General features: G+C 43.9%; 21 protein-coding genes and 1 tRNA gene. 14 read left to right on the top strand and 8 right to left on the bottom strand.

What is annotated here, in order from left to right:
• Window positions 1–24 precede the first annotated feature (24 nt).
• The 4 genes from BacF7301_RS25360 to BacF7301_RS25345 all read left to right on the top strand — a co-directional run bounded on the left by BacF7301_RS25360 (window position 25) and on the right by BacF7301_RS25345 (window position 5,038).
• Window positions 25–1,368, top strand: coding sequence for a citrate/2-methylcitrate synthase (locus BacF7301_RS25360; protein WP_167966973.1), 1,344 nt, complete (start codon window positions 25–27; stop codon window positions 1,366–1,368).
• A 786-nt stretch (window positions 1,369–2,154) separates the two neighbouring features.
• The gene (locus BacF7301_RS25355; protein WP_167966972.1) at window positions 2,155–2,916 is read left to right on the top strand and encodes a DUF1295 domain-containing protein; all 762 of its coding nucleotides are present in this window, start codon (window positions 2,155–2,157) and stop codon (window positions 2,914–2,916) included.
• Window positions 2,917–2,966: 50 nt separating this feature from the next.
• Entirely contained in the window at window positions 2,967–4,190 is a 1,224-nt protein-coding gene (locus BacF7301_RS25350) for an NADH:flavin oxidoreductase (protein WP_167966971.1), read from the top strand.
• Window positions 4,187–5,038: an SDR family oxidoreductase gene (locus tag BacF7301_RS25345; RefSeq protein ID WP_167966970.1), complete on the top strand. Its 852-nt coding sequence runs from the start codon at window positions 4,187–4,189 to the stop codon at window positions 5,036–5,038. Before BacF7301_RS25350 ends, BacF7301_RS25345 begins: the two co-directional genes overlap by 4 nt.
• A 149-nt stretch (window positions 5,039–5,187) precedes the next feature.
• Here the strand turns inward: BacF7301_RS25345 and pfkA are convergent, their stop codons facing one another.
• From pfkA to cmk, 3 genes are all read right to left on the bottom strand, one after another.
• Window positions 5,188–6,168, bottom strand: a complete 981-nt coding sequence (pfkA, locus tag BacF7301_RS25340) for a 6-phosphofructokinase (RefSeq protein ID WP_167966969.1) — start codon at window positions 6,166–6,168, stop codon at window positions 5,188–5,190.
• Between the two features lie 156 nt (window positions 6,169–6,324).
• The gene (locus BacF7301_RS25335; RefSeq protein ID WP_167966968.1) at window positions 6,325–7,194 is read right to left on the bottom strand and encodes a 4-hydroxy-3-methylbut-2-enyl diphosphate reductase; all 870 of its coding nucleotides are present in this window, start codon (window positions 7,192–7,194) and stop codon (window positions 6,325–6,327) included.
• 52 nt (window positions 7,195–7,246) lie between these two features.
• Window positions 7,247–7,933, bottom strand: coding sequence for a (d)CMP kinase (gene cmk / locus BacF7301_RS25330; RefSeq protein ID WP_167966967.1), 687 nt, complete (start codon window positions 7,931–7,933; stop codon window positions 7,247–7,249).
• Window positions 7,934–8,154: 221 nt separating this feature from the next.
• On the opposite strand from cmk, the gene BacF7301_RS25325 reads away from it, so the two are divergent.
• The 9 genes from BacF7301_RS25325 to BacF7301_RS25285 all read left to right on the top strand — a co-directional run bounded on the left by BacF7301_RS25325 (window position 8,155) and on the right by BacF7301_RS25285 (window position 14,066).
• On the top strand, window positions 8,155–8,838 hold the full coding sequence (locus BacF7301_RS25325; protein WP_167966966.1) for an energy transducer TonB: 684 nt from the start codon (window positions 8,155–8,157) through the stop codon (window positions 8,836–8,838).
• Window positions 8,839–8,911: 73 nt separating this feature from the next.
• A complete protein-coding gene (locus tag BacF7301_RS25320; protein WP_167966965.1) occupies window positions 8,912–9,886 on the top strand; it encodes a polyprenyl synthetase family protein in 975 nt (324 codons plus the stop codon).
• Between the two features lie 16 nt (window positions 9,887–9,902).
• Complete coding sequence (locus BacF7301_RS25315; RefSeq protein WP_167966964.1) at window positions 9,903–10,619, top strand: hypothetical protein; 717 nt, start codon at window positions 9,903–9,905, stop codon at window positions 10,617–10,619.
• Window positions 10,613–11,389, top strand: coding sequence for a TatD family hydrolase (locus BacF7301_RS25310; protein ID WP_167966963.1), 777 nt, complete (start codon window positions 10,613–10,615; stop codon window positions 11,387–11,389). The genes BacF7301_RS25315 and BacF7301_RS25310 overlap by 7 nt, the downstream gene beginning before the upstream one ends.
• 120 nt (window positions 11,390–11,509) lie before the next feature.
• Window positions 11,510–11,597, top strand: a tRNA-Ser gene (locus tag BacF7301_RS25305).
• A 74-nt stretch (window positions 11,598–11,671) separates the two neighbouring features.
• Window positions 11,672–12,472 (top strand): MotA/TolQ/ExbB proton channel family protein, encoded by an 801-nt coding sequence (locus BacF7301_RS25300; RefSeq protein WP_167966962.1) that lies wholly within the window; start codon window positions 11,672–11,674, stop codon window positions 12,470–12,472.
• 5 nt (window positions 12,473–12,477) lie between these two features.
• Complete coding sequence (locus BacF7301_RS25295; protein WP_167966961.1) at window positions 12,478–12,963, top strand: hypothetical protein; 486 nt, start codon at window positions 12,478–12,480, stop codon at window positions 12,961–12,963.
• Between the two features lie 35 nt (window positions 12,964–12,998).
• A complete protein-coding gene (locus BacF7301_RS25290; RefSeq protein WP_167966960.1) occupies window positions 12,999–13,592 on the top strand; it encodes an ExbD/TolR family protein in 594 nt (197 codons plus the stop codon).
• Window positions 13,593–13,595: 3 nt separating this feature from the next.
• Window positions 13,596–14,066, top strand: coding sequence for an ExbD/TolR family protein (locus tag BacF7301_RS25285; protein ID WP_167966959.1), 471 nt, complete (start codon window positions 13,596–13,598; stop codon window positions 14,064–14,066).
• A 148-nt stretch (window positions 14,067–14,214) separates the two neighbouring features.
• Here the strand turns inward: BacF7301_RS25285 and BacF7301_RS25280 are convergent, their stop codons facing one another.
• Window positions 14,215–14,751: a GNAT family N-acetyltransferase gene (locus tag BacF7301_RS25280; RefSeq protein WP_167966958.1), complete on the bottom strand. Its 537-nt coding sequence runs from the start codon at window positions 14,749–14,751 to the stop codon at window positions 14,215–14,217.
• Between the two features lie 63 nt (window positions 14,752–14,814).
• Window positions 14,815–16,092, bottom strand: coding sequence for an IgA Peptidase M64 (locus BacF7301_RS25275; protein WP_167966957.1), 1,278 nt, complete (start codon window positions 16,090–16,092; stop codon window positions 14,815–14,817).
• 152 nt (window positions 16,093–16,244) lie between these two features.
• Between BacF7301_RS25275 and BacF7301_RS25270 the strand changes: the two genes are divergently transcribed.
• Window positions 16,245–16,724, top strand: a complete 480-nt coding sequence (locus BacF7301_RS25270; protein ID WP_167966956.1) for an Lrp/AsnC family transcriptional regulator — start codon at window positions 16,245–16,247, stop codon at window positions 16,722–16,724.
• Between the two features lie 6 nt (window positions 16,725–16,730).
• Here the strand turns inward: BacF7301_RS25270 and BacF7301_RS25265 are convergent, their stop codons facing one another.
• The 3 genes from BacF7301_RS25265 to cls are packed head-to-tail and all read right to left on the bottom strand — an operon-like array spanning window position 16,731 to window position 19,386.
• Window positions 16,731–17,225, bottom strand: a complete 495-nt coding sequence (locus BacF7301_RS25265) for a dihydrofolate reductase (protein ID WP_167966955.1) — start codon at window positions 17,223–17,225, stop codon at window positions 16,731–16,733.
• 40 nt (window positions 17,226–17,265) lie between these two features.
• Window positions 17,266–18,060, bottom strand: a complete 795-nt coding sequence (locus tag BacF7301_RS25260; protein WP_167966954.1) for a thymidylate synthase — start codon at window positions 18,058–18,060, stop codon at window positions 17,266–17,268.
• Between the two features lie 54 nt (window positions 18,061–18,114).
• Window positions 18,115–19,386 (bottom strand): cardiolipin synthase, encoded by a 1,272-nt coding sequence (gene cls, locus BacF7301_RS25255; RefSeq protein ID WP_167966953.1) that lies wholly within the window; start codon window positions 19,384–19,386, stop codon window positions 18,115–18,117.
• Between the last annotated feature and the right edge of the window lie 69 nt (window positions 19,387–19,455).

Genomic DNA, 19,455 nt, shown 5'->3' with positions numbered 1-19,455 from the left:
AGCAACGAATAAATACCAAGAAAAATGAAGAAAGAATATTTGATTTACAAGCTCTCCGAAGACATGAAGGAAGCTACCCGGATTGACAATGAATTGTTCCCCAAGTTTGACGTGAAACGCGGATTGCGTAATGAAGACGGCACAGGTGTATTGGTCGGTTTGACCAAAATCGGTAATGTAGTTGGTTACGAACGTATTCCGGGCGGCGGACTGAAGCCCATACCGGGCAAATTGTTCTATCGTGGCTATGACGTGGAAGATATTTCGCACGCCATCATCAAGGAGAAGCGTTTCGGCTTCGAAGAAGTGGCTTACTTGCTGCTCTCCGGTCGCCTGCCGGATAAAGAAGAGTTGATTTCTTTCCGTGACCTGATTAACGACAACATGCCGTTGGAGCAGAAGACGAAAATGAATATTATCGAATTGGAAGGAAACAACATTATGAATATTCTTTCGCGCAGCGTACTCGAAATGTATCGTTTTGATGCCAACGCGGATGATACTTCCCGTGATAACCTGATGCGTCAGAGCATCGAACTTATCTCGAAGTTCCCGACCATCATCGCCTATGCTTATAATATGCTTCGTCATGCCACTTTCGGCCGCTCCCTGCATATCCGCCACCCGCAGGAAAAACTGTCTATCGCCGAAAACTTCCTGTATATGCTGAAAAGAAACTACACCGAACTGGATGCGCGTACTCTCGACCTGCTTCTGATTCTTCAGGCAGAACACGGTGGTGGTAACAACTCCACGTTCACCGTCCGCGTTACTTCTTCTACCGGAACGGATACATATTCGGCCATCGCCGCAGGTATCGGTTCGCTGAAAGGCCCGCTTCATGGTGGTGCGAATATCCAGGTTGCCGACATGTTCCAGCACTTGAAAGAAAATATCAAGGACTGGACTAGTGTAGACGAAATAGACACTTACTTCACCCGTATGCTCAACAAGGAAGTGTACAATAAAACAGGATTGATTTATGGTATCGGTCATGCCGTTTACACCATCTCCGACCCTCGTGCGCTCTTGTTGAAAGAACTTGCCCGCGACCTTGCCCGTGAAAAAGGCAGAGAAAGCGAATTTGCCTTCCTCGAACTGTTGGAAGAACGTGCCATCACTACCTTCGGGCGTATTAAGAACAACGGAAAGACCGTTTCCAGCAACATCGACTTCTATTCGGGGTTCGTTTATGAAATGATTGGATTACCGCAGGAAATTTTCACTCCTCTGTTTGCCATGGCACGTATTGTAGGCTGGTGTGCACACCGCAATGAGGAACTGACTTTCGAAGGCAAGCGTATCATCCGTCCCGCTTACAAGAATGTTCTCGAAGATTTGGCTTATGTGCCTATCAAAAAGCGTTGACAAAGACAAATCCTTTTGTTGAATATATAAAAGTACTCCCCGAACGAAGATTGAATTTCAACTTTGTTCGGGGAGTTGTGATGAATGAAAACAGTTCAACCCGATGCGGTATTGATTCTTTACAGGAAACAACTACATTTTCCCACAGGATATTTATTCTCAATCTTTCTATCTCCCCATCACCTTTTTCCTGTTTCTCCGATGAATAAAGGGTTTGCGGGTAAAGAGCAACAACTTCACCTGTATGCGGTTAGTTTCAAAAATTGTTTCTCCCAGTGAAACTATTCGTTTCTCGGTGTGAAACACTTCGTTTCAAGCAGTGAAACACTTCGTTTCACACCGAGAAACAAAGTGTTTCAAACAGGGTTGAAACTAATTATGAAATAGCTTTACTAATCATGCTCAATTGTGAAAGCAGGAAGCATCAATTAATTATTCATTTTCGTACGTGAAATGAACTAAATTATAAATAAAGGATTAGGCACGGATTACACGGATTAACACGGTTTCTTTGCGTAAACATTACACTAAAACCGTGAAATCCGTGTAATCCGTGCCTAAAAAATATTCCTTTCTGTACCGTTATGAGTTAATCTCAATGGGTATTTATTGCGTTCAATGAATTTATCTCTAGTGCTGCATAATTCATTCGTCAGACAACTGTTTCTTCTTGGAACTTGTAATGAAAAAATATTCGGCTCGTGGTGAGTTTTTTATTTAAAGGGAATTTAGTGTTGTTATTCCTTTCATTTTTGTTATTTTTGCGCATTACAAAAGACATTAAATATGAGTTTAGCAGCTTTTAATCTGTTCCTGGGTGTGATGAGTTTAATTGCCCTGGTGGTTTTTATTGCGCTCTATTTTGTGAAAGCCGGATATGGCATTTTTCGCACGGCGTCGTGGGGAATAGCTATATCCAATAAAATAGCCTGGGTACTGATGGAAGCTCCGGTCTTTTTGGTGATGTGTGGTATGTGGATGTATTCCGAACGTCGTTTTGAGCCGGTAATATTGACTTTCTTTTTGTTTTTTCAAATTCATTATTTTCAGCGTGCCTTCATTTTCCCCCTGTTATTGACTGGGAAAAGTAAAATGCCGCTGGCAATTATGTCAATGGGGATTCTTTTTAATCTACTGAATGGCTATATGCAAGGCGAATGGATATTTTACCTTGCTCCCGAGACGATGTATCATCCCGACTGGTTTACGTCTCCGTGGTTTATAGTGGGCACTCTGTTGTTTTTCACGGGAATGTTGATAAATTGGCATTCGGATTATATCATCCGCCACCTGCGTAAACCGGGAGATACACGCCATTATCTGCCGCAAAAGGGAATGTATCGCTATGTCACGTCAGCCAATTATTTCGGTGAGATAATAGAATGGGCAGGTTGGGCAATACTCACTTGTTCGCTTTCCGGATTTGTCTTTCTTTGGTGGACGATTGCCAATCTTGTTCCGCGTGCCCATGCATTGTGGTGCCGTTATCGCGAAGAATTCGGTGACGCAGTAGGAGAGAAGAAACGGGTATTTCCTTTCCTTTATTAGGAATGATTATTATCACAAATTAAATAAGACTTGAATAATTTTCAACTACTATGAAATCTAAGCTTTTTACTCCGGTCACTTTCGGGCCTCTGACGCTGAGGAATCGGACGATTCGTTCGGCGGCTTTCGAGAGTATGTGTCCGGAGAATACTCCTTCACAAATGCTATTGGATTATCATCGCTCGGTAGCTGCGGGCGGGGTAGGCATGACGACAGTGGCCTACGCTGCCGTGACACAAAGCGGACTTTCTTTCGACCGCCAGTTGTGGCTGCGTCCATCCATCATTCCCCGTTTGCATGAATTGACCAAAGCAGTGCACGACGAAGGTGCTGCCGTAGGTATTCAAATAGGACATTGCGGAAATATGTCCCATAAAAATATTTGTGGTGTCACCCCTGTGTCCGCTTCTTCGGGATTCAATCTCTATTCTCCTACAATCGTCCGTGGACTGGAAAAAGAAGAGCTTCCGGAACTGGCACAAGCCTATGGAAATGCAGTCAACCTGGCAAGAGAAGCCGGATTTGACGCTGTGGAAGTCCATGCCGGACATGGCTATCTGATTAGCCAGTTCCTGTCCCCCTACACAAATCGTCGGAAAGATGAATTTGGTGGTTCACTGGAAAACCGGATGAGATTTATGGAGTTGGTGATGGAAGAAGTCATGAAAGCGGCAGGCAGTGACATGGCTGTTTTTGTGAAAATGAATATGCGTGACGGCTTCAAGGGCGGAATGGAAATAGACGAATCCATACAGGTAGCCAAACGTTTGTTGGAACTTGGCGCTCATGGATTGGTATTGAGCGGCGGTTTCGTAAGCAAAGCGCCGATGTATGTGATGCGGGGCGCGATGCCTGTCCGTTCGATGTCTTACTATATGAATTGCTGGTGGCTGAAGTATGGAGTGAGGATGTTTGGAAAATGGATGATTCCGTCAGTCCCTTTCAAAGAAGCTTATTTTCTCGAAGATGCGTTGAAGTTTCGGGAAGCTCTTCCGGGAGCTCCGTTGATTTATGTCGGTGGTCTTGTCGCCCGTCAGAAGATAGATGAAGTGTTGGATGCAGGTTTTGACGCTGTGCAGATGGCGCGCGCTTTGCTCAACGAACCGGGATTCGTCAACCGGATGGCACAGGAAGAGCAGGCACGTTGTAACTGCGGACACAGTAATTATTGCATCGGACGTATGTACACAATAGAAATGGCTTGTCATCAACATTTGAAAGAACCATTGCCTTCTTGTTTGCAGAAGGAGATTGAAAAACTTGAAAAGCGATGAATGAAGTGAAATGGGCAATCATCACCGGTGCCGACGGAGGAATGGGACGGGAAATAACACGTGCCGTAGCCAAGGCCGGTTATCAGATAATAATGGCCTGTTATAATCCGTCAAAAGCAGAAATTGTCCGTCAGCGTTTAATCGGAGAAACCGGAAATCCGAACCTGGAAGTGATGGCTATTGATTTATCTTCTATGCGCTCGGTAGCTTCTTTTGCCGGACAGATTTTGGAACGTAATATTCCGGTTTCCTTGTTGATGAATAATGCAGGAACGATGGAAACAGGGTTTCATGTTACCGCCGACGGATTTGAACGGACGGTGAGTGTGAATTACGTAGGACCTTATCTGCTTACACGGAAATTGATTCCCGCAATGGTGCGGGGGGCGCGTATTGTGAATATGGTTTCTTGTACTTACACAATCGGGCACATCGACCTGCCTGACTTTTTTCACCGGGGAAAGATGGGAAAGTTTTGGAGAATCCCTGTCTACAGTAATACGAAACTGGCCTTATTATTGTTTACCCTCGAATTGGCTGAACAACTCCGTGACAAGGGCATCACTGTCAATGCGGCTGACCCGGGAATTGTTTCTACAAATATTATTACGATGCATCAATGGTTTGACCCATTGACCGATCTTTTTTTCCGTCCTTTTATCCGCAAGCCGAAGAAAGGGGCTTCTACAGCTATTGGCCTGCTGCTGGGTGAAAAAGAGGCAGGAGTGACGGGGCAGCTATATGCAAGCAATCGCCGGAAAAAACTGTCTGACAAGTATGCTCACCATGTGCAACAGGAGCAGCTTTGGGAAAGTACAGAGCGAACGATAGCGCAGTGGCTGGAATAAAAATAAGAAATGAAGGCGTATCAAAGCCTTTATAAATAGAAAAACACCCGCGCTACATCTATCTGTAGCGCGGGTGATTTTGTTAAAAAGGGAGTTTTGATGTTCCCCCGTTATTTCATTTTTCTATGATTGGATGAAACTTCTTTTGTTTAGATAGAAAGTTCTTTCAATACATTCACAAGGTCTCTTTTTACTGGCTTGTCATTCTTGATAGCCTTGCTGAACGGTACATAGACGATTTCGTCATGTTCGATACCAATCATTACGTTACGTTGGTCTTCCATGATAGCGTCGATAGCGGCAGCGCCCAGACGACTTGCCAAGATACGGTCATGTGCAGTAGGGCTGCCGCCGCGCTGCAAGTGTCCGAGGATAGTTACACGCACATCGTACTGTGGATACTCGTTTTTCACACGTTCTGCGTAATGCATGGCCCCGCCGGTCAGTTCACTTTCGGCTACCAGCACGATACTGCTATTCTTTGACTTGCGGAATCCATTCTTGATGAATTCTTCCAGTTGGTCGACTTCCGTGCTGAATTCCGGGATAATGGCTGCTTCAGCTCCCGAAGCAATTGCTCCGTTCAGCGCAAGGAAACCGGCATCACGTCCCATAACTTCCACAAAAAACAAACGTTCGTGTGAAGTGGCTGTGTCGCGAATCTTGTCCACTGCATCCAGAATGGTATTCAACGCTGTGTCGTAGCCGATAGTTGTATCGGTTCCGTAGAGGTCGTTGTCGATAGTTCCCGGCAGTCCGACACATGGCACATCAAATTCCTGTGCGAAAATACGTGCACCTGTCAGCGAGCCGTCACCACCGATGATAACCAAGGCATCGATGCCTTCTTTCTTCATGTTATCATAAGCTAGTTGGCGTCCTTCGGGAGTAGTGAACTCCTTACAGCGGGCTGTTTTCAGGATTGTTCCACCCAGTTGGATGATATTACTTACGTTCTGGCTTTTGAATTCCTTGATTTCGCCTGTCACCAAGCCTTTGTATCCTCTATATATACCTTTAACTTGTAATCCGTTATAGATGGCTGCACGTGTCACCGCACGTATAGCTGCATTCATTCCCGGAGCATCACCTCCGGAAGTCAAAATTCCGATACATTTCACTGTTCCCATATCACAATCTTTTCATTAATTAGTTTGATGTGGCAAATGTACAATAAAAAGTTGAAAGCAATGTTTACGAAGTTTTTTTTCACTTGATGAAAACATTAAAAAAGTGCAAATGACCACTTTTTACTTTCTTTTTATTCTTACTCTGTTACTTTGCTGTTACTTTTTTATAAGCGTCTGAATGTGATTGTATATCTTTTCCATCAGCCATTTAGGGGTGGAAGTAGCCCCGCATACACCAATCGACTGTACGTTTTGGAGCAAAGAGGTATCTATCTCCTTTTCGTTGTCTATCAAATGTGAGTTAGGATTCACTTTCAGGCATTCTTCAAACAGCATTTTCCCGTTCGAACTCTTTTTCCCGCTGACGAAAAATATCAAATCATGCGTAGCCGCAAACTCCCTTAACTTAGGCATGCGATTGGCAACCTGACGGCAAATCGTATCGTAATACTCGAAAGTCGCGTCCGGCGAAATATGATGCTTGATATACTCTACAATTTCCTGAAATTCATCGAGCGACTTCGTTGTCTGCGAGAAAAGACGGATGTCCTTGCTTAAATCCAGCTTCTTCGCTTCTTCGGCTTTTTCGATTACAATCGCTTTCCCGTCTGTCTGTCCCACCAGCCCCAACACTTCTGCGTGACCGGTTTTGCCGTAAATGATAATTTGCTTTTCTTTATTTCCGTCTTGCAGAAACTCCTGCTTGATGCGCTTCTGAAGGCGCAATACCACCGGACAAGTCGCATCTATGATTTCAATATTATTCTCGCGGGCAATCATGTAAGTTTCCGGCGGCTCCCCGTGTGCCCGCAGCAGTACCTTTGCATTTCGCAACTGTTTGAACTCTTCGCGGTTGATGGTGATTAATCCCATCGTTTTCAGCCTGTCCACTTCCCGGCTATTGTGCACGATATCTCCGAGACAATAAAGCGTTTCTCCCTTTGCTAACTCTTCTTCCGCCTTGTGGATGGCTGTCACTACCCCAAAGCAGAAGCCTGACCCTTCATCTATCTCTACTTTAATCATAAAGAAAACTCCTCAAATTAGATAAGAAACTCCTTAAAACCATACAGAAAAACTACTTATTTACCTTATTAAAATGCTCGAACAGCCATCCTTTCTGTTGCTCGATTGTTAAGTCCGTATTGTCCAGCAATAAAGCATCGTCAGCTTTACGCAACGGACTTACATCCCGGTTTTGGTCAATATAATCCCGTTGCTTCACATTCTCCAGAATTTCGTCGAAACTCGCTTCCTGTCCTTTCGCTTTCAGTTCGTCGTAACGACGTTGAGCACGGATTTCGGGCGTGGCAGTTACAAAAATCTTCAATTCGGCATCCGGGAAAACCGTAGTTCCGATGTCCCTTCCGTCCATCACAATGCCTTTTTCTTTTCCCATCGCCTGCTGTTGAGCCACCATTGCCTCACGCACAAAGTCGAGCGCGCTGATAGGACTTACTTTGGACGAGACTTCCATCGTACGGATTCTGTTCTCCACATTTACCCCGTTGAGATAAGTGTCCGGACGCCCCGTTTCAGGGTTCAGACGGAAAGAAATATGGATGTTTTTGATTTCGTTTCTCAGTTTCTCCGTGTCGATAACGTCTCCGTTGAAAATTCCGTTCTCCATACTATATAAGGTGACCGCCCGATACATGGCTCCGCTGTCAATGTAAATATACCCCACTTCACGGGCAAGGTCCTTGGCCATAGTGCTTTTTCCGCAAGAGGAAAAACCGTCGATTGCTATTACTATCTTTTTCATATTCAGTTCATCTGATTTGTCCGCCAAAGATACGCTTATTTTGAAAATCAGCCATATGTTTGCCGTTAAAAGGAACCGGGCAAGTACGAAAGAATTAAAAAAGTTAAAAAGCCGGATAAAAAGACCGGAAGAAACAGACGGTTAACTGAAAATGTACTATATTTGCCCGGAGACACATAGGAAGACACTTTTTTTTATTAATCTATTATATTAATTATTTTATGGAAGTTAAAAAATCACCCAAAGCAGACCTGGAAGGCAAGAAGTCTACATGGCTGCTCGTTGGTTACGTGGTAGTGTTGGCTTTCATGTTCGTGGCGTTCGAATGGACCCAGCGTGACGTGAAAATTGATACAAGCCAGGCAGTAGCTGACGTTGTATTTGAGGAGGAAATCATTCCTATTACCGAAACCCCTGAACAACAAGCTCCACCACCACCCGAAGCCCCGAAAGTGGCCGAATTGTTGGAGATTGTCGACGATAAGGCCGAAATTGATGAAACAACAACCATTATCAATGAAGATAATGCTGCTCCGGTAGAAGTAAAATACGTGCCGGTACAAGTTGTTGAAGAAGAGCCGGAAGAACAAACCATTTTTGAAGTTGTAGAAAACATGCCGGACTTCCCGGGCGGACAAGCAGCTTTGATGCAGTATCTGGCTAAGAATATCAAATACCCGACTATCGCTCAGGAAAACGGAACTCAAGGACGTGTTATCGTACAGTTCGTTGTCAACAGGGATGGTACAATCGTAGATGCGAAAGTAGTACGTAGCGTTGACCCGTATCTGGATAAAGAAGCTCTCCGCGTGATAAACACCATGCCGAAGTGGAAACCGGGTATGCAGCGCGGTAAACCGGTACGTGTTAAATTTACGGTTCCTGTAATGTTTAGACTGCAGTAATTTGTAACACAATAATTTAAGAGGCTGCTTCACGGCAGCCTCTTTTTTCATTCATTCATATTTTTAATCCATCATGTTCACAGCTTCTCAATTACTTGATAAAATAAACAATCATATTTCTGAAATTCAGTTTACCCGGACACCGAAAGGACTCTATGAACCGATTGAATATATCCTTTCTTTAGGGGGGAAGCGGATACGTCCCGTATTAATGTTGATGGCGTATAACTTGTATCGCGAGGATGTCGCGTCTATCTACGACCCTGCCACCGCTATCGAAGTTTACCACAACCATACGTTACTGCATGATGATTTGATGGACCGTTCCGATATGCGTAGAGGAAAGCCGACCGTACACAAAGTTTGGAATGACAACACTGCCGTACTCTCGGGAGACGCTATGCTGATTCTGGCGTTTCAGTACATGACAGCGTGCCCGTCGGAGCATCTCAAAGAAGTGATGGAACTGTTCAGTCTGACTACACTTGAAATTTGTGAAGGACAGCAATTGGATATGGAATTTGAATCCCGCTGTGATGTCACAGAGGATGAATATATTGAAATGATTCGCCTGAAAACAGCCGTATTGCTGGCAGGCAGTCTCAAAATCGGCGCTATTCTGGCAGGAGCGACTGCTGAGGACGCTGATAATCTCTATAATTTCGGAATGCAGATAGGAGTCGCATTCCAGTTGCAGGATGATTTGTTGGATGTCTATGGTGACCCGGAAGTGTTCGGTAAGAAAATAGGCGGTGACATTCTTTGCAACAAAAAAACATATATGCTTATCAAGGCACTGCATCGTGCGGACGAGAAGCAGAGAGAAGAACTGGACCGTTGGCTGAACGCTGATACTTATCAGCCTGCCGAAAAAATAACGGCAGTGACGGAACTGTACAATCAACTGAATATTCGGATTGTCTGTGAAAACAAGATGCGCGAATATTATACACTCGCCATGGAAAGCCTTTCGGCAGTAGCAGTGGCAGAGGATAGAAAAAAAGAACTGAAGAATCTGGTGAAATTACTGATGTATCGTGAAATGTAACTAAGTTCTTGATAATATGCCATACAGACGACTACCAAATACAGACCAGGCAAGGGTTCGGGCGTTGAAAACAGCGGTCGAAAAGGGTGAACTGTATAATGTGCGCGACTTGGCAATTACACTAAAGACATTGTTCGAAGCGCGCAATTTCCTGCAAAGGTTTGAAGCGGCACAAATTTATTATACGCAATGTTATGAAAATCAGTCGCGGGCAAGCAGGAAGCATCAGGCAAATGTGAAAACTGCCCGGCTGTATATTTCCCATTTCATCCAGGTGCTCAACTTGGCAGTGCTCCGTGATGAAATAAAAGTAGCCCACAAAGAATTATATGGTCTGCCCGACGCGAATACCGTGCCGGATTTGTTGAGCGAAGCCGCATTGGTGGAGTGGGGGAAGAAGATTATTGAAGGTGAGCAACGGAGAACGTCACAGGGCGGCATACCGATTTATAATCCTACGATTGCACGTGTGAAAGTGCACTATGATATTTTTCTTGACAGTTACGAACGGCAGAAGAATTATCAGGCATTGACCAGCCGGAGCCTTGACGAACTGGCTTCCATGCGTGACCGTGCCGATGAGTTGATACTGGATATATGGAACCAGGTGGAAGCCAAGTTTCAGGACGTCACTCCCAATGAAGTTCGCTTGGAAAAATGCCGTGACTACGGCTTGATATATTATTATCGCTCTAATGAAAAAGTAAAAGAAGAAAACGAAATATCATGTTGATAGACACTCATTCCCATCTTTTTTTAGAAGAATTTTCCGAAGATTTGCCACAAGTGATGGAGCGCGCACGCGAAGCCGGCGTTTCCTATATTTTTATGCCGAACATCGACAGCACGACAATTGATTCGATGTTGTCCGTATGTGCTGATTACCCGGGCTTTTGCTATCCGATGATAGGGTTGCATCCTACCTCGGTCAATGAAACATATGAACAAGAACTGGCGGTGGTACGCGAGCAACTGGCAGGGGATAATCAGTTTGTCGCCATCGGTGAAATCGGACTTGACCTTTACTGGGACAAGACTTTCCTGAAAGAGCAGTTGCTGGTCTTTGAAAAGCAGATTGAATGGGCGCTCGAATATCGGTTGCCGATAGTCATCCATTCAAGGGATGCGTTCGAGTATATATATAAGGTAATGTCAGCCTATAAAAATACCCCTCTCACCGGGATTTTTCATAGTTTCACCGGAACGCCGGAAGAAGCGGCGAAATTGTTGGAGTTTGAGGGCTTTATGCTAGGCATTAACGGGGTTGTCACTTTTAAGAAATCAACTCTGCCGGAGACATTGCTCACAGTCCCTTTGGAACGTATCGTGCTCGAAACCGACTCACCGTATTTAACTCCGGTGCCGAACCGTGGCAAACGGAATGAAAGTGCCAATGTGAAAGATACCCTCGTGAAAGTGGCGGAAATTTATCGAATGCCCTCTGAATACGTGTCTCAGGTCACTTCAGGAAATGCACTAAAAGTGTTTGGAATCCGCAAATAATGTTCGCAAGGTTTTAAAATATATTAATTTGCAGTATTTATTCAAGATAAAAAAGGGATAATGCTTCACGAAAAGAAAAAAAAGGATACATTTGTAGCTGAAAATGCGGAAAACTCATAAGGAGAGATGCTCGAGTGGTTGAAGAGGCACGCCTGGAAAGCGTGTATACGCCTAAAGCGTATCCGGGGTTCGAATCCCCGTCTCTCCGCAGAATTGAAAAGAGAACGAGAAGTAAAAACAATAATAATAATCAATTAATTAATCTTAAAAATTAGACACACAATGAAAAAGTTATTCGCAATTGTTGCTGTGATTGGTGCCTTTACATTTGGCTCTATTCAACTTGCTCAGGCTCAAGATGCTCCTGCAGCAGAACAAACTGAACAACAAGCTGTTGCTCCTGCTGCTGAAACTACCGCTGCTGCTCCTGCTGCAGAAGAAGGTGGTATTCACAAGGAAATCAAAGTTAAATTCATTGAAGGTACTGCATCTTTCATGAGTTTGGTAGCTATCGCTTTGGTGATCGGTTTGGCTTTCTGTATCGAACGTATCATCTATTTGAGCTTGGCTGAAATCAACACAAAGAAATTCATGGCATCTATCGAAGCTGCTTTGGAAAAAGGTGATGTTGAAGCTGCTAAAGACATCGCTCGTAACACGAGAGGTCCTGTTGCTTCTATCTACTACCAAGGTTTGATGAGAATTGACCAGGGTATCGACGTAGTTGAAAAATCAGTTGTTTCTTACGGTGGTGTACAGGCCGGTTACCTTGAAAAAGGATGTTCTTGGATTACACTGTTTATCGCAATGGCTCCGTCACTCGGATTCTTGGGTACTGTAATCGGTATGGTGCAGGCATTTGACAAAATCCAACAGGTAGGTGATATCTCTCCGACGGTTGTTGCTGGTGGTATGAAAGTAGCCTTGATTACAACTATCTTCGGTTTGATCGTTGCTTTGATTCTTCAGGTATTCTACAACTACGTACTTGCTAAAATTGAAGCTCTTACAAGCGAAATGGAAGATTCTTCTATCTCTTTGCTTGACATGGTAATCAAATATAACTTGAAATACAAAAAATAATAAAGATGAGTAAGTTAACATATAGAGCATCGTATTACGCACTTTATGCGATGTTTGCCATCATCCTGATCGTATTGGGGATCTTCTTCTTAGGGGGAGATGCTACAGGCGATGCAGTGATACCGGGAGTTGATCCCGAAATGTGGCAACCTGCCCAAACAAATTCCTTACTCTATTTGATGTATGCTTTGTTTGGTCTTGCTGTTGCTGCTACAATTATTGCTGCTATATTCCAATTTGGTGCAGCTTTGAAAGATAATCCGGCAAATGCAATTAAGTCTTTGCTTGGCTTGGTTCTTTTGGCTATTGTTTTAGTTGTAGCTTGGGCTATGGGTGACGGTACACCGATGCAAATCCCGGGTTATAGTGGTACGGACAATGTTCCTTTCTGGCTGAAGATAACTGATATGTTCCTTTATGCTATTTACATCCTGTTGTTTGTGACTGTTGTTGCAATCATTGCGAGTGGTATAAAGAAAAAATTATCGTAATCAATTGGGGAAACTCAATTAAATAAGTAATTACAATGGCAAAAGGAAAAAGAAAAGTTCCTGATATAAATTCAAGTTCTACGGCGGATATCGCTTTCTTGTTGCTGATCTTCTTCTTGATTACGACATCAATGGATACGGACCGTGGTTTGGCAAGACTTTTGCCACCGCCACCCGAAGATCAAGATCAACAGAATACTGATAAAATCAAAGAACGTAACGTTTTGCAGGTTTACCTGAATAAGGATGATGCATTGATGTGCGGTAATGATTATATCAGCGTTGATCAGTTGAGAGATAAAGCTAAAGAATTTATTGCTAATGTCAATAATGCAGAGAATATGCCTGAGAAGACACAAGAAAATGTGGAATTCTTCGGTACATATATGGTTAACAACAAGCATGTAATTTCTTTGCAGAATGACCGTGGATCTTCTTATCAGGCATACATCAGCGTGCAGAACGAATTGGTTGCTGCATATAATGAATTGAGAGATGAGTTGGCTCAGGAAAAATTCGGAGTTACATATGCGGAGTTGAACGACGCGCAGCAGAAAGCTGTTCGTGAAATCTATCCGCAACGAATTTCTGAGGCAGAACCTAAAAAATACGGAGAAAAAAAGAAGTAAGTAATGGGAAAATTTAATAAGACTGGTAAACGTGAAATGCCGGCATTGAATACTTCTTCGTTGCCTGACCTTATCTTTACTTTGTTGTTCTTCTTTATGATTGTAACAACAATGCGTGAGGTAACATTAAAGGTGCAGTTTACACTTCCGCAAGGTACTGAACTCGAAAAACTGGAGAAGAAATCACTGGTGACATTCATTTATGTAGGTGAACCTACTCAGGAATTCCGCGCGAAAATGGGTACTGAAAGTCGTATTCAGCTTAACGACAGCTACGCTGAAGTTGGTGAAGTACAAGACTTCATTTTCCAGGAACGTGCTAGTATGAATGAGGGTGATGCAGCTAAAATGACTGTGTCTCTGAAAGTAGACCAAAAGACTAAGATGGGTATTATTACTGACGTAAAAAATGCTCTTAGAAAATCTTATGCTTTGAAGATTAACTATTCTGCTACTAAACGTGGTGAGAAATAATTAGTTAATTCAATATATTAAAGAAAGGGCTTCCAAATCATTTTGGAAGCCCTTTCTTTATTTAGGAATATCCCTATTTTTAGCTGTTTCTACTACTAATAAGACTTTTACTGCTGCTGCTCCTATTAATAATATCCCTTATTTTCTTTTATTCTTTTACTCCGTAAACGATTGTGTGAAGTTGCTTCCTTATCATTTCGTATTCTTTGTCCGGGTTGAGATTACCGTGTACCATCAGATACATAGGCAGGAAATCGTCTCCCGGTTTGTAAGGTGGCTGGTAATAGTCTTTTTCCCACAGAACGAAGCCTTGGCGTTGATAGAATCCGATACGGCGTTTTGCCATCTCCTCTACAGGGCGTTCCACTTCGAGTACAATCGGTTGCTTCAAGTAGGTGCACAAGTATTCGAGAGTACGTTTTCCATATCCACCGTTTCGCAAGGCAGGGTTGGTTGCGAAGTGCTCTACGTAGTAGAAGCTGTCAAAGTCCCAGTAAGTGATAAATCCGATGGGCAGGTCATCATCAAAGATGATATTATTGTAAAAGTTACCTGTGCGGTCAGTGTACTCACGTAGCTGGTCTAACTCACGGTATTCTTCCGGTGGAAACGCATCGATAAGTAATTCTTCCATGAACTTGTAATGTTGGAAATCCGATGTACTAATCGGCTGAAATCTAATCATACGGTTTGGGTTTTAAGTTTGTACTTTTAAATAATCTATTTTTGTATCTATCGTATAACCCCTTTAAGGGATATAAAATTCAATCACGCGGCGGATGGCGCGTTGGCAAACCGGACAGAATTCCGGGTAACCGTTTGTTTTCATGCGGCAGTCATAGGCAGGGCGATAGATGCCTTTGGCTGAGTATCCGGCTCCTTCATAGACTCCTATCGGGTATTTTTTCCTTTCGGCGGTAGGGGTGGGGATGGGAGTACCTTCGGTGAGCATGTTTTCCCACTTGGAAGCGAAGTCCACCCGTGTCGAGATGTTCTGCTCCCACGGTTCAATATCCAGTGGATAGGTATCCGTCATTGTATCGTCCTCGTAGAAATATTCGTCGGCTAATCCCGCAAAGCTGTGTCCGAACTCATGTACCACTACGGGCTTGAACATCGGATGATGAGCGGTAGTCAGCGTGTACGAATTATAGATACCGCCGCCACCATATACGTCAGTGTTGGCGAGAATAATAATGTGTTCGTAAGGGATGCCGGCTAAGGCGTTATGGATAGATTTTACCCGGCTGGTAGTCAGGTAACGTTCCGAATAGAAAGTGTCGAAATGAGAGTGGACGGCCGTTTGCTTCCACTGGTTATTCCGGGGTACACTGACGCCGCTGTCCGTAGACGGACTGGCAACGGCGATGATATTGAACTTATCTTTCATGGAGCGGAACGGTTCGTGCGAAAACAGGCTTTCACAGGTGCTTTGCGCGTCCTGATAGAACAAGTCCATCTCCTGCTCGGTATATCCTTCAGCAAGGATGGCGACGTCGATACATTCTTTCTCGTTGCCACTTTGAAGCATATAGCGATGCGGGGTGACGTGTGACACTCCCCGTTTATGAATCAGGATATCGTCAGGGCGGACGATATGCTTGTAGTTGGCCATCAATTCCCTGCGCGGAGAATACAGGATGATTTCCACTTCTACCGGTTGTTTGGGATAAGGCAGAAGAAAACTGTTTTCAAATCCCTTTGCCGTTTCTTTGGCTTCGTCCGTGGTGAGCCATTCCTGAAACAGAGAAGAGAAGGAAGTCTTGTAGATACACTGTTTGGTGGCAAGGTCTTTCACGATGATTTGACCGTTGCCTTCCAGTGGAAGTTCGGATAAATGATGCTGGCGGCCTGCCCAGGAAGGGAGTTGTGACAGTTCGTCGAGATAGATGGCCTGTTGCCCGGCATCTCCGGTGAAGATGTAGTCCACTCGCAATGTTTTGTCCTGAAAATAATCGGCAAAGTTCTGTGCATAACCTTCCACAAAAGTGAAGAAAAATAGAACAATACAGCAAATTTGTCTCATATAAATGGTATATTTATGTTTTTACAAAGATACAAACTATTGTTGATTTATCTGCTTCGTATAAATAAAAGTAATAGTTTATAGCATTTGTTGCCGGAAAATCGCTAACTTTGCACAAAAGATTCACTGATTAAAACAATTTGATTTAAGAAATGGGACATCATCAATTAGATACGCTGGATGAACAAATACTGAAACTGATTGCCGGCAATGCACGTATTCCTTTTTTGGAAGTGGCGAGAGCTTGTAATGTTTCCGGTGCCGCGATTCATCAACGTATTCAAAAACTAACTAACTTAGGGATACTCAAAGGTTCAGAATATGTCATTGACCCCGAAAAAATAGGTTATGAGACTTGTGCTTACATCGGTATCTATCTGAAAGACCCCGAATCCTTTGATTCGGTGACAAAGGCTTTGGAAGCTATTCCCGAAGTAGTGGAATGTCATTTCACTACCGGAAAATATGACATGTTCATCAAGATTTACGCAAAGAATAACCACCATTTGTTGAGTGTTATCCATGATAAATTGCAACCACTGGGATTGGCGCGTACAGAAACGTTAATCTCCTTCCACGAAGCCATTAAGAGGCAGATGCCTATCATGGTCGAGGTGGGCGAGGAAGATTAATTTATTTCATTTTCTTACGTAATCTACAAAGGCATAGGAGCAGAGATGTTTCTCATCCGCAGGATGAGCTTCTCTGCTTTTTTCTTGCCACATCTCCGGAGAAACATCAGGGAAATATACGTCGGCTTCGGGAGCAGTGCTGTCTATCTCTGTCAGGCAGAGTTCGTCAGCAAAAGGAAGTGCTTGCCGATAAATGCTTGCACCGCCGATTATATATACATGTTCCTCTTCTTTGCAGCTTTGCAAAGCCGCTTCAAGCGACGGGAACACTTCTGCACCGGGACATTCCGTAGCCGGATTAGAAGACAGTACAACGTTTCTGCGATTGGGCAACGCGCCTTTCGGAAGAGATTCGAAAGTCTTGCGCCCCATTATAATGGTGTTTCCGGTAGTCAACGCCTTGAAACGCTTCAAGTCGTTGGGCAGCCAGAAAAGAAGTTTATTCTGAAAGCCTATTGCCATACGCTGGTCTATGGCGGCGATAATGGATACTTTACTCATAAGAATTATATGACTCATGTGAATTTACGACACATGGAAATTACACGGCTACTGCTCCTGCGATATGCGGATGCGGGTCGTAATTTACTAATTCAAAGTCCTCAAATTTGAAATCGAAGATACTTTTCACATCCGGATTGATTTTCATTTGTGGCAGCGGGCGAGGTTCACGCGACAGTTGCAGTTTCACCTGTTCCAGGTGGTTCAGGTAGATATGAGCGTCACCGAACGTATGAACAAAGTCACCGGCTTTCAATCCTGTTACTTGCGCCATCATCTGCAATAACAATGCATAAGAAGCGATGTTGAAAGGAACGCCGAGGAAGATATCGGCACTGCGTTGGTAAAGTTGCAGGCTCAATCGTCCGTCTGCTACGTAGAACTGAAAGAAAGCATGGCAGGGCGGGAGATTCATATTGTTCAGATCTGCCACGTTCCAGGCACTCACGATGATACGGCGTGAATCCGGGTTATGCTTGATTGTTTCTACCACTTCGCTGATTTGGTCGATGAAGCCACCGTTGTAGTCAGGCCACGAACGCCACTGGTAACCGTAGATGTGGCCTAAGTCACCGTTCTCGTCAGCCCATTCATTCCAGATACGGACTCCGTGCTCTTGCAGATATTTTACGTTAGTGTCTCCTTGCAGAAACCAAAGCAACTCGTATATGATTGATTTCAGATGCAGCTTCTTCGTCGTCAGACAGGGAAAACCGTCTTCGAGGTTAAAACGCATTTGATGGCCGAAAACGCTGATGGTTCCCGTTCCGGTGCGGTCACTTTTTTCCGTGCCTTCAGTCAGTACACGGTTGAGCAAATCCAGGTATTGTTTCATAATGAATAAATTTTCAAATCATTGGTGTATTCACAACTACACGCTTGTGCAAAATTACAAAAATGGCGTGAATAAATTAGCAAACCATCCGACGAACTTCTTCCAGGGTGAACGCTTTTTCCAAAATTCAGGTGTCAGTTGGGTGCAGTGTTCTATATCTTCATGGAACATGGTATTCAGTTCGGCTGTTATTTTTTTGTCAAAGATGAAAGCGTTCGTCTCGTAGTCGTATCGGAGACTCCGGCTGTTCAGGTTGGCGGTGCCGACTGTGCAGAACAGGTCGTCGACCATCATAATTTTCGAGTGATGAAATCCCCCGTTGTACATGTAGACGGTAGCTCCCCTTTTCATCAACTTATGCAGCTTATAGAGCGCAGCATCCGGCGTAAACGGAATATCAGAAGCGGAAGAAACCATAATCGTCACGTCCACTCCCCGGTCAATGGAGCGGTTCAGTGCTTTCTTGATTGAAGAAGTCGGTACGAAGTAAGGATTGACGATGTGTACATTCTTTTGCGCCGAATAAATACTCATCGCATATGCGTGGCTCAACATACGACTGTTTTTCTTCGGAGTGCGGTCTACGATGGCGACTACAATATTGGTGCTGTCCGTCTGTCCCGCATGTTGCGGAAAATAGGCTTCCCCGCCTATATTCTGCTTCGTCTCTTTGTTCCAAATCGTGAGGAAAATTTCTTGCAGGTCGTTGACGGCATCCCCTTCGATACGCGTGTGCATATCCCGCCAAGTTCCGATTTTGGGCAAACCGTTGATGTAATAATCGGCGATATTCATTCCGCCCGTATAAGCCACTTTTCCGTCGATAACGGCAATCTTCCGGTGGTCGCGGTGGGCGGCGTGGTTGATGTAAGGAAAGGTAAACGGATCGAACTTGACAATTTCGATGCCCCGTTCGCGTATTTTCTTGAGATGTTTCTTTTTGAGCGGCTTGTTATTCGACCAGTTGCCGAAGGCGTCGAACATAGCCCGCACTTCAACGCCTTCTTTTACCTTTTCGGCCAAGAGGTCGAATAAAGCATTGGCGATGGAGTCATTGCGGAAATTGAAATATTCAAGGTGAACATGGTGTTTGGCTTCCCTTATGGCTTCAAATAAATCGATAAACTTCTCCCGTCCGCTTTTCAGCAGCTTGACTTTATTATTATCGGAAATGGGAATACCTGATTCTTTCAGGAAATGTAATACTAGAGAATCACTTGTTAGTCCGATAGAGTCCCGTGGATGCGTCATCAAACTGTCGATGACATCCGCCTGGGCACGCAATAAAGACAAAAACAGAAATAAAATAAATATACGTAGTTTCAAAACTTTTCTCTCTATTTTAGTTTACAGAACAACAAAGATACAACATCTAAGTTTGGGGCGACTTGGAAT

The organism is Bacteroides faecium (assembly GCF_012113595.1).
In the GTDB taxonomy this organism is placed as follows: Bacteria; Bacteroidota; Bacteroidia; order Bacteroidales; family Bacteroidaceae; genus Bacteroides; species Bacteroides faecium.
The sequence above is the reverse complement of the archived record's forward strand: the minus strand, read 5'-3'. Positions and strand labels throughout refer to the sequence as shown.

What these genes read in the sequence shown, in the direction of transcription:
- BacF7301_RS25315 (WP_167966964.1), top strand. Translation starts at nt 9,903, where the DNA reads ATGCCATACAGACGACTACCAAATACAGACCAGGCAAGGGTTCGGGCG.
- BacF7301_RS25335 (WP_167966968.1), bottom strand. Translation starts at nt 7,194, where the DNA reads ATGATTAAAGTAGAGATAGATGAAGGGTCAGGCTTCTGCTTTGGGGTA.
- BacF7301_RS25290 (WP_167966960.1), top strand. Translation starts at nt 12,999, where the DNA reads ATGGCAAAAGGAAAAAGAAAAGTTCCTGATATAAATTCAAGTTCTACG.
- BacF7301_RS25360 (WP_167966973.1), top strand. Translation starts at nt 25, where the DNA reads ATGAAGAAAGAATATTTGATTTACAAGCTCTCCGAAGACATGAAGGAA.
- BacF7301_RS25325 (WP_167966966.1), top strand. Translation starts at nt 8,155, where the DNA reads ATGGAAGTTAAAAAATCACCCAAAGCAGACCTGGAAGGCAAGAAGTCT.
- BacF7301_RS25280 (WP_167966958.1), bottom strand. Translation starts at nt 14,751, where the DNA reads ATGATTAGATTTCAGCCGATTAGTACATCGGATTTCCAACATTACAAG.
- BacF7301_RS25355 (WP_167966972.1), top strand. Translation starts at nt 2,155, where the DNA reads ATGAGTTTAGCAGCTTTTAATCTGTTCCTGGGTGTGATGAGTTTAATT.
- BacF7301_RS25350 (WP_167966971.1), top strand. Translation starts at nt 2,967, where the DNA reads ATGAAATCTAAGCTTTTTACTCCGGTCACTTTCGGGCCTCTGACGCTG.
- BacF7301_RS25275 (WP_167966957.1), bottom strand. Translation starts at nt 16,092, where the DNA reads ATGAGACAAATTTGCTGTATTGTTCTATTTTTCTTCACTTTTGTGGAA.
- BacF7301_RS25320 (WP_167966965.1), top strand. Translation starts at nt 8,912, where the DNA reads ATGTTCACAGCTTCTCAATTACTTGATAAAATAAACAATCATATTTCT.
- BacF7301_RS25310 (WP_167966963.1), top strand. Translation starts at nt 10,613, where the DNA reads ATGTTGATAGACACTCATTCCCATCTTTTTTTAGAAGAATTTTCCGAA.
- BacF7301_RS25285 (WP_167966959.1), top strand. Translation starts at nt 13,596, where the DNA reads ATGGGAAAATTTAATAAGACTGGTAAACGTGAAATGCCGGCATTGAAT.
- pfkA (WP_167966969.1), bottom strand. Translation starts at nt 6,168, where the DNA reads ATGGGAACAGTGAAATGTATCGGAATTTTGACTTCCGGAGGTGATGCT.
- BacF7301_RS25295 (WP_167966961.1), top strand. Translation starts at nt 12,478, where the DNA reads ATGAGTAAGTTAACATATAGAGCATCGTATTACGCACTTTATGCGATG.
- cmk (WP_167966967.1), bottom strand. Translation starts at nt 7,933, where the DNA reads ATGAAAAAGATAGTAATAGCAATCGACGGTTTTTCCTCTTGCGGAAAA.
- BacF7301_RS25265 (WP_167966955.1), bottom strand. Translation starts at nt 17,225, where the DNA reads ATGAGTAAAGTATCCATTATCGCCGCCATAGACCAGCGTATGGCAATA.
- BacF7301_RS25300 (WP_167966962.1), top strand. Translation starts at nt 11,672, where the DNA reads ATGAAAAAGTTATTCGCAATTGTTGCTGTGATTGGTGCCTTTACATTT.
- BacF7301_RS25345 (WP_167966970.1), top strand. Translation starts at nt 4,187, where the DNA reads ATGAATGAAGTGAAATGGGCAATCATCACCGGTGCCGACGGAGGAATG.
- BacF7301_RS25270 (WP_167966956.1), top strand. Translation starts at nt 16,245, where the DNA reads ATGGGACATCATCAATTAGATACGCTGGATGAACAAATACTGAAACTG.
- BacF7301_RS25260 (WP_167966954.1), bottom strand. Translation starts at nt 18,060, where the DNA reads ATGAAACAATACCTGGATTTGCTCAACCGTGTACTGACTGAAGGCACG.